Below are 7,807 nucleotides of genomic sequence, written 5' to 3' on the forward strand. Positions count from 1 at the left end.
AAATTGGCTGTTTTTCCGAGCAGGCCCTCACTCAATCGCGGCCATATGACCGTAGAATTGGCGTTCTGTTCCGACAATCTAACACACGGGCCGGCAGTTGATCCGTTTCCGTGCTGTTTTCCACTGGAGATACCCATGGCGCTTGATCGCTCCGACGTGGAAAAAATCGCTCATCTGGCCCGCCTGGGCCTGACTGAAGCCGATCTGCCACGCACCACCGATGCACTCAACAGTATCCTGGGTCTGGTCGACCAGATGCAGGCGGTCGACACCAGCGGCATCGAGCCCCTGGCCCACCCGCTGGAAGCCAGTCAGCGCCTGCGCGCCGACCAGGTCACCGAAAGCAACCACCGCGAGGCCTACCAGGCCATCGCGCCCGCGGTCGAGAACGGCCTGTACCTGGTTCCGAAAGTCATCGACTAAAAGGGAAAAGAGCCTGCCATGCATCAAATGACTCTGGCCGAGATCGCCCGCGGACTCGCCGACAAGAAGTTTTCTTCCGAAGAGCTGACCCGCTCCCTGCTGGCGCGCATCGCCCAGCTGGACCCCCAGCTCAACAGCTTCATCACCGTCACCCCGGAGCTGGCCATCGCCCAGGCCCAGGCCGCCGACGCCCGTCGCGCCGCCGGTGAAACCGGCGCTCTGCTGGGCGCGCCGCTGGCCCACAAGGACCTGTTCTGCACCCAGGGCGTGCGCACCAGCTGCGCCTCCAGGATGCTCGACAACTTCACCGCCCCCTACGACGCCACCGTGGTATCGCGCCTGGCCCAAGCCGGCGCGGTCAGCCTGGGCAAGACCAACATGGACGAGTTCGCCATGGGCTCGGGTAACGAAAGCAGTTTCTACGGCGCGGTGAAGAACCCGTGGAACCTGGCCCATGTACCGGGCGGTTCGTCGGGCGGTTCGGCGGCCGCAGTGGCAGCTCGCCTGCTGCCAGTTGCGACAGGTACCGACACCGGTGGTTCTATCCGACAACCGGCAGCTTTTACCAACCTGACCGGCCTTAAACCGACGTACGGTCGCGTTTCGCGCTGGGGCATGATCGCTTACGCCTCCAGCCTCGACCAGGCCGGTACCTTCGCCCGCACGGCTGAAGACTGCGCCCTGCTGCTGCAAGGCATGGCCGGTTTCGACCCGCAGGATTCCACCAGCATCGACGAGCCCGTGCCGGACTACAGCGCCAGCCTCAATGGCTCGCTGCAAGGCCTGCGTATCGGCCTGCCGAAGGAATACTTCGGCGCGGGCCTGGACCCGCGCATTGGTGACCTGATCCAGCAAGCGGTCAAGGAACTGGAAAAACTGGGCGCCACGGTCAAGGAAATCAGCCTGCCGAACATGCAGCACGCCATCCCGGCGTACTACGTGATCGCCCCGGCCGAAGCGTCCTCCAACCTGTCGCGTTTCGACGGCGTGCGCTTCGGCTACCGCTGCGAGAACCCGGCCGACCTTACCGACCTGTACAAGCGCTCTCGCGGCGAAGGTTTCGGCATTGAAGTGCAGCGCCGGATCATGGTCGGCGCCTACGCCCTGTCGGCCGGCTACTACGACGCCTACTACCTGCAGGCGCAGAAGATCCGCCGCCTGATCAAGAACGACTTCATGGCCGCGTTCCACGACGTGGACGTCATCCTGGGCCCGACCACGCCGAATCCGGCCTGGAAGATCGGCGCCAAGAACGCCGATCCGGTCGCCGAGTACCTGGAAGACGTTTACACCATTACCGCCAACCTGGCCGGGCTGCCAGGGCTGTCCATGCCCGCGGGCTTCGTCGACGGCTTGCCGGTGGGCGTGCAACTGCTGGCGCCGTATTTCCAGGAAGGCCGCCTGCTCAACGTCGCGCACCAGTACCAGCAGGCGACTGACTGGCACACACGTTCGCCCGAAGGCTTCTAAGGAGAAAACCGTATGCAATGGGAAGTCGTCATCGGGCTGGAGATTCACACCCAGCTCACCACCCAGTCGAAGATTTTCTCCGGCAGTTCCACCACGTTCGGCTCCGAGCCCAACACCCAGGCCAGCCTGGTAGACCTGGGCATGCCCGGCGTGCTGCCGGTGCTGAACCAGGAAGCGGTGCACATGGCGGTCAAGTTCGGCCTGGCCATCGACGCCGAGATCGGCCAGCACAACGTGTTCGCCCGCAAGAACTACTTCTACCCCGACCTGCCCAAGGGTTACCAGATCAGCCAGATGGAACTGCCGATCGTCGGCAAGGGCCACCTGGACATCACCTTGGAAGACGGTACTGTCAAGCGCATCGGCGTGACCCGCGCGCACCTGGAAGAGGATGCCGGCAAAAGCCTGCACGAAGACTTCAACGGCCTGACCGGCGTTGACCTGAACCGTGCCGGCACGCCGTTGCTGGAAATCGTCTCCGAGCCGGACATGCGCAGCGCCAAGGAAGCCGTGGCCTACGTCAAGGCCATGCACGCCCTGGTGCGCTACCTGGGCATCTGCGACGGCAACATGGCCGAAGGCAGCCTGCGTTGCGACTGCAACGTGTCGATCCGCCCCAAGGGCCAGGTCGAGTTCGGCACCCGCTGCGAGATCAAGAACGTCAACTCGTTCCGCTTCATCGAGAAGGCCATCAACAGCGAAATCGCGCGCCAGATCGAACTGATCGAAGACGGTGGCAAGGTCATCCAGCAGACCCGCCTGTATGATCCGAACACCAACGAAACCCGCGCCATGCGCAGCAAGGAGGAAGCCAACGACTACCGTTACTTCCCCGACCCGGACCTGCTGCCCGTTGTGATCGAGGATGCGTTCCTGGACACCGTGCGCGCTACCCTGCCCGAACTGCCACCGGCCAAGCGCGAGCGCTTCCAGAGCCAGTTCGGCCTGTCGGCCTACGACGCCAGCGTATTGGCTTCCAGCCGCGAACAGGCGGACTATTTCGAGAAAGTGGTGGGCATCAGCGGCGACGCCAAACTCGCCGCCAACTGGACCATGGTGGAACTGGGCAGCCTGCTGAACAAACTGGGCGTGGAAATCGAGCAATCGCCGGTCAGCGCCGAGCAACTGGGCGGCATGCTGCTGCGCATCAAGGACAACACCATCAGCGGCAAGATCGCCAAGATGGTCTTTGAAGCCATGGCCAATGGCGAAGGCAGCGCTGACGAAATCATCGAAGCCCGCGGCTTGAAGCAGGTGACCGACAGCGGTGCCATCGAGAAGGTACTGGACGAAGTGCTGGCGGCCAACGCCGAGCAGGTCGAACAATACCGCGCCGCCGACGAAGCCAAGCGCGGCAAGATGTTCGGCTTCTTCGTGGGCCAGGCCATGAAAGCCTCCAGGGGCAAGGCCAACCCGCAACAGGTGAACGAACTGCTCAAGAGCAAGCTCGAAGGCTGACCTGCCCCACGGCTCCGCGCTTCACCCATCCCCTGCGGGACCGAGCTTCGCCCGGTTCCACAGGGCGATGGCAAGGCTGGAGCAGCGTTGGACGACATGGAGACCGCTGCATGCTGCGCCTGGCCTTCCCCCTGCTGTTGCTCACCCTCCTCGCCGGCTGCGCCAACCACATCATCGACCCCCGCGGTTACGATGAAACCGGGATGGCTACCTACTACGGCGCCCAGCATCAAGGCAAGCGCACCGCCAGCGGCGAGCGTTTCGACCAACATGCCCTGACCGCCGCCCACCGCCAACTCCCCTTCGGCACTCGCGTACTGGTGACCAACCTCGGCAATGGCCGCAAGGTAGCGGTGCGCATCAATGACCGCGGGCCTCATACCCGTGGGCGTTTAATCGACGTGTCACATGAAGCGGCAGAGCAGTTGGGCATGATCGGTAGCGGAAGCGCGCGAGTGCGGGTACAAAGTCTGAGCGACTGATTCCTTATCTGCGGAGCCTTCCCCATTTTCGACCTGGATTCCCTTACCACCTTCAGCCTGCTGCAACTGGGTGCAGGCCTGGTACTGCTTCTGCTGGGCGCCGAACTGATGGTGCGCGCCGCCGTGCGCCTGGCCGCCAGCTTCCATGTGCGGCCGTTGATCATCGGCCTGAGCGTGGTCGCCCTGGGCAGCAGTGCGCCGCAGATGGCGGTCAGCCTGCAAGCGGCCTTCAACGCTGCGCCCGACATTGCCGTGGGCAGCGTGTTCGGCAGCAACATCTTCAATGTGCTGGTGACCCTGGGCCTGTGCGCACTGATCATCCCCCTGCGCGTATCGCGGCAGCTGGTACGCCTGGACATCCCCCTGATGATCGCCGCCAGCGCCCTGGTCTACGCCCTGGCCCTGAACCAGACCATCGGCCGGCTCGAAGGCGCGGTTCTGCTGGCCGGCCTGGTCGGTTACTGCTACCTGCTGGTGCGCCAGTCGCGGCACCACGGCCGCCCCCATGGGCGTGCGCACGCCGCGCCGCGGTCCGGCCACGCGCCCTGGTTGAGTACCGTGCTGCTGGCCGCCGCCGGGCTTGGGCTGCTCATCTGGGCGGGCCACCTGATTCTCGACGCGGCGGTGGAGCTGGCCACCGACTACGGGTTCTCCGACCGCATCATCGGCCTGACCATCGTCGCGGTATGCACCTCCCTGCCTGAACTGGCGACTTCACTGATCGCGGCCATCCGTGGCGAACGGGAAATCGCCGTCGGCAACGTGGTGGGCAGCAACCTGTTCAACCTGCTGGGCGTGCTGGGCCTGACCGCCGTCGTCGCCCCTGCCCCCTTGTCGGTATCGCCCAATGCCCTGGCCTTTGACCTGCCGGTGATGCTTGGCGTCGCCGTGCTGTGCTTGCCGCTGTTCTACTCCGGCTACCGCATCACCCGCGCCGAAGGCCTGGTGCTGCTGGGGCTATTTACCGCCTATGGCCTGCACGTCATCACCTTCACCACCGGAATGGCCCTGGCCGGGCGGCTGGAACACCTGATGCTGTTTTACGTCCTGCCGGTGCTGGCGCTGTTCGTGCTGCTCAGCACGCTGCACGCCTGGCGCCGGCAACATTGAGAGAGGAGAAGCCGATGTCCGACAACAACAAATCAGGCGTCCAGATGCGCCGCCAGGTCATGGGCGACGCCTTCGTCGACCGCGCCCTGGGCAATGCCACCGAGTTCACCCAGCCACTGCAGGACTTCGTCAACGAACACGCCTGGGGTGGCGTATGGAACCGTGGCGGCCTGGAACTGAAAACCCGCAGCCTGATCACCCTGGCCGCGCTGACCGCGCTCAAGTGCCCGCAAGAGCTCAAGGGCCACGTGCGTGGCGCCTTGAACAATGGCTGCACGGTAGAAGAGATTCGCGAGGCGTTGCTGCACTGCGCGGTGTACGCCGGCTTACCGGCGGCTATCGATGCCTTCCGGGCGGCCCAGGAAGTCATCGACAGCTACCAGCACCCTTAGCCGCGCGCGCGCCGCTTGAGCGCGTACGCCAGCGCCAGCGCGACCAGCCAGATCGGCATCAGGATCACCGAGATACGGATGCCCGGGGTGAGGTACATCACCAGAATGATGCCAGCCACGAACAGCAGGCACAGGTAATTGGTGAACGGGTAACCCCAGCTCTTGAAGAAGGTGTCCTCGCCGGCCTGGCGCTTGGCGTTGCGGAACTTCAGGTGGGTGATGCTGATGATCACCCAGTTGATCACCAGAGCCGCTACGGCCAGGGCCATCAACAACGGGAACGCCTGGCCCGGCATCAGGTAATTGATCAGCACGCACACCCCGGTGGCAACCGCCGACACCGCCAGGGCGGTCAGCGGCACCCCGCGTTTGTTGACCTTGAGCAGTGCCCTGGGCGCATCGCCCTGCACCGCCAGGCCGAACAGCATGCGGCTGTTGCTGTACACGCAACTGTTGTACACCGACAGCGCCGCCGTCAGCACCACGGCGTTGAGCAGCGTGGCCACCAGGTTGCTGTCCAGGGCATGGAAGATCAGCACGAACGGGCTGCCGCCGGTCACCACCTTCTGCCACGGGTACAGCGACAGCAGCACCGCCAGGGCGCCCACGTAGAACAGCAGGATGCGGTAGATCACCTGGTTGGTGGCACGCGGAATACTGTGCCTGGGGTCGGCTGCTTCGGCCGCAGTGATGCCGACCAGCTCCAGGCCGCCGAACGAGAACATGATCACCGCCATGGCCATGGCCAGGCCGGCGATGCCATTGGGGAAGAAGCCGCCGTGTTGCCACAGGTTGGCCACCGACGCCTCGGGCCCGCCGTTACCGCTGGCCAGCAGCCAGGCACCGAAGCCGATCATGCAGACAATGGCCGCGACCTTGACCAGCGAGAACCAGAACTCCATCTCGCCGAACACCTTCACCTGGGTGAGGTTGATCAGGTTGATGAGCACGAAGAACACCAGGGCCGACACCCAGGTCGGCACGCTTGGCCACCAGTACTGCACATAGATGCCCACGGCGGTCAGTTCCGCCATGCCCACCAGCACGTACACCACCCAGTAGTTCCAGCCCGAGGTAAACCCCGCCAGCCCACCCCAGTAACGGCTTGCAAAATGGCTGAAGGAACCGGCGACCGGCTCGTCCACCACCATTTCGCCCAGTTGGCGCATGATGAAGAAGGCCATGAGGCCTGCGATGGCGTAACCGAGGATCACCGATGGCCCCGCCATGTTGATGGTCTGGGCAATACCCAGGAACAGCCCGGTGCCGATCGCACCGCCCAGCGCGATAAGCTGGATGTGACGGTTCTTCAGGCCCCGATGCAAACCCTCGGGGGATGATTGTTGGTCCATTGAAGCTTCCTTGAGCTCGGATGACTGCTGGCTGGCAGGGGAAGGCGCACAGGATCTAGATCCAGCCGCCCCACTGCAATAGGAAAATGCCGATATTCGTCGTAATAGCGGCGGCAACGGTGGTAATCACGATGATCGCCGCCGCCAACTGGTGGTTGCCATTGGCCGCGCGGGCCATGACATAGCTGGCCGCCGCGGTCGGGCTGCCGATGTACAGGAACAGGATGCCCAGCTCGGCACCGCGGAAACCCAGCAGCCATGCCACCAGGGTGCCCAGCAGCGGCAGCCAGACCATCTTCACCAGGCTGGCGCTGATGGCCAGGTCGCCACTTTCACGCAGGGCGGCCAGCGACAGGGTGCCGCCGATGCAGATCAGCGCCAAGGGCAGGCTCATCTGCGCCAGGTAGTCGCCGCTGGTCAGAATCCAGTTGGGCAGGCCAACCTGGAAGTAGGCCATGGGGGCGGCCGCCAGCACGCTGATGATCAGCGGGTTGCACACCACGCTTTTGAAGATGCTCCATGGGTCGGACTTGATATTGGGGCTATAGATGGCCAGCACCACGGTGGACAGGCTGTTGTAGAGCACAATCACCAGCCCGGCGAGAACCGCCCCCAGGGAAATGCCTTGGTCGCCGTACATGCTGCCGGCCAACGCCAGGCCGACCACGCCGTTATTGCCGCGAAACGCGCCCTGGGTATAGATGCCACGGTCCTGGGGCGGGCTGCGCCACAGGGCCATGCCCCAGGCGAGGGCGAAACTTGCGAAGGTCACCACGACGAAGTAGATCAGCAGGCCGGGCTTCATGGCCGCGTGCAGGTCGGCGTGGTAAATGCCCAGGAACAGCAGCGCCGGCATGCAGACGTTGAAGACCAGGGCCGAGGCTGTGTAGATGAAGGTGTCGTTGATAGCGCCGATGCGCTTGAGGAAAACGCCCAGGAACAGCATGGCGAACACCGGTGCGGTGATGTTCAGCGTCTGTATGAAAATGGCCAGCATGCCAAGGGAACCTGATTGCCCGAATTTAGGGGGCCAATGATAAGCCCTCCGGGGGGTGGGACGCTGATAGATTTTTGCTGGAGCTACCAGCTTCATCGCGAGCGGGCTTTGCTCCCACAGGGG

Annotated in this window: 8 protein-coding genes; 6 read left to right on the forward strand and 2 right to left on the reverse strand. The window is 64.0% G+C overall.

Features of this window, described 5'->3' with window-relative positions:
- Nucleotides 1–135: 135 nt before the first annotated feature.
- From gatC to QBK88_RS03370, 6 genes are all read left to right on the forward strand, one after another.
- Nucleotides 136–423 carry an Asp-tRNA(Asn)/Glu-tRNA(Gln) amidotransferase subunit GatC gene (gene gatC, locus QBK88_RS03345; RefSeq protein WP_158155166.1) on the forward strand — a complete coding sequence of 96 codons (288 nt, stop codon included), beginning with the start codon at nt 136–138 and terminating at the stop codon, nt 421–423.
- An 18-nt stretch (nt 424–441) separates the two neighbouring features.
- The gene (gene gatA, locus QBK88_RS03350) at nt 442–1,893 is read left to right on the forward strand and encodes an Asp-tRNA(Asn)/Glu-tRNA(Gln) amidotransferase subunit GatA (RefSeq protein WP_277960897.1); all 1,452 of its coding nucleotides are present in this window, start codon (nt 442–444) and stop codon (nt 1,891–1,893) included.
- A gap of 12 nt (nt 1,894–1,905) precedes the next feature.
- Nucleotides 1,906–3,351, forward strand: a complete 1,446-nt coding sequence (gene gatB / locus QBK88_RS03355) for an Asp-tRNA(Asn)/Glu-tRNA(Gln) amidotransferase subunit GatB (protein WP_277960898.1) — start codon at nt 1,906–1,908, stop codon at nt 3,349–3,351.
- A 110-nt stretch (nt 3,352–3,461) separates the two neighbouring features.
- Nucleotides 3,462–3,833, forward strand: coding sequence for a septal ring lytic transglycosylase RlpA family protein (locus QBK88_RS03360; RefSeq protein ID WP_268148412.1), 372 nt, complete (start codon nt 3,462–3,464; stop codon nt 3,831–3,833).
- A gap of 57 nt (nt 3,834–3,890) precedes the next feature.
- Nucleotides 3,891–4,943 carry a calcium/sodium antiporter gene (locus QBK88_RS03365; protein WP_277960916.1) on the forward strand — a complete coding sequence of 351 codons (1,053 nt, stop codon included), beginning with the start codon at nt 3,891–3,893 and terminating at the stop codon, nt 4,941–4,943.
- Nucleotides 4,944–4,957: 14 nt separating this feature from the next.
- The gene (locus tag QBK88_RS03370) at nt 4,958–5,335 is read left to right on the forward strand and encodes a carboxymuconolactone decarboxylase family protein (protein WP_277960899.1); all 378 of its coding nucleotides are present in this window, start codon (nt 4,958–4,960) and stop codon (nt 5,333–5,335) included.
- Here the strand turns inward: QBK88_RS03370 and QBK88_RS03375 are convergent.
- Nucleotides 5,332–6,687, reverse strand: coding sequence for an amino acid permease (locus QBK88_RS03375; RefSeq protein ID WP_277960900.1), 1,356 nt, complete (start codon nt 6,685–6,687; stop codon nt 5,332–5,334). The genes QBK88_RS03370 and QBK88_RS03375 overlap by 4 nt on opposite strands.
- A 55-nt stretch (nt 6,688–6,742) precedes the next feature.
- Nucleotides 6,743–7,684 (reverse strand): AEC family transporter, encoded by a 942-nt coding sequence (locus QBK88_RS03380; protein WP_277960901.1) that lies wholly within the window; start codon nt 7,682–7,684, stop codon nt 6,743–6,745.
- Nucleotides 7,685–7,807: the final 123 nt, after the last annotated feature.

Source organism: Pseudomonas sp. RIT-To-2 (genome assembly GCF_029623465.1).
In the GTDB taxonomy this organism is placed as follows: domain Bacteria; phylum Pseudomonadota; class Gammaproteobacteria; order Pseudomonadales; family Pseudomonadaceae; genus Aquipseudomonas; species Aquipseudomonas silvicola.

Coding starts and splice junctions, on each gene's coding strand:
- gatC (WP_158155166.1), top strand. CDS start 136: ATGGCGCTTGATCGCTCCGACGTGGAAAAAATCGCTCATCTGGCCCGC.
- QBK88_RS03360 (WP_268148412.1), top strand. CDS start 3,462: ATGCTGCGCCTGGCCTTCCCCCTGCTGTTGCTCACCCTCCTCGCCGGC.
- QBK88_RS03375 (WP_277960900.1), bottom strand. CDS start 6,687: ATGGACCAACAATCATCCCCCGAGGGTTTGCATCGGGGCCTGAAGAAC.
- gatA (WP_277960897.1), top strand. CDS start 442: ATGCATCAAATGACTCTGGCCGAGATCGCCCGCGGACTCGCCGACAAG.
- QBK88_RS03370 (WP_277960899.1), top strand. CDS start 4,958: ATGTCCGACAACAACAAATCAGGCGTCCAGATGCGCCGCCAGGTCATG.
- gatB (WP_277960898.1), top strand. CDS start 1,906: ATGCAATGGGAAGTCGTCATCGGGCTGGAGATTCACACCCAGCTCACC.
- QBK88_RS03380 (WP_277960901.1), bottom strand. CDS start 7,684: ATGCTGGCCATTTTCATACAGACGCTGAACATCACCGCACCGGTGTTC.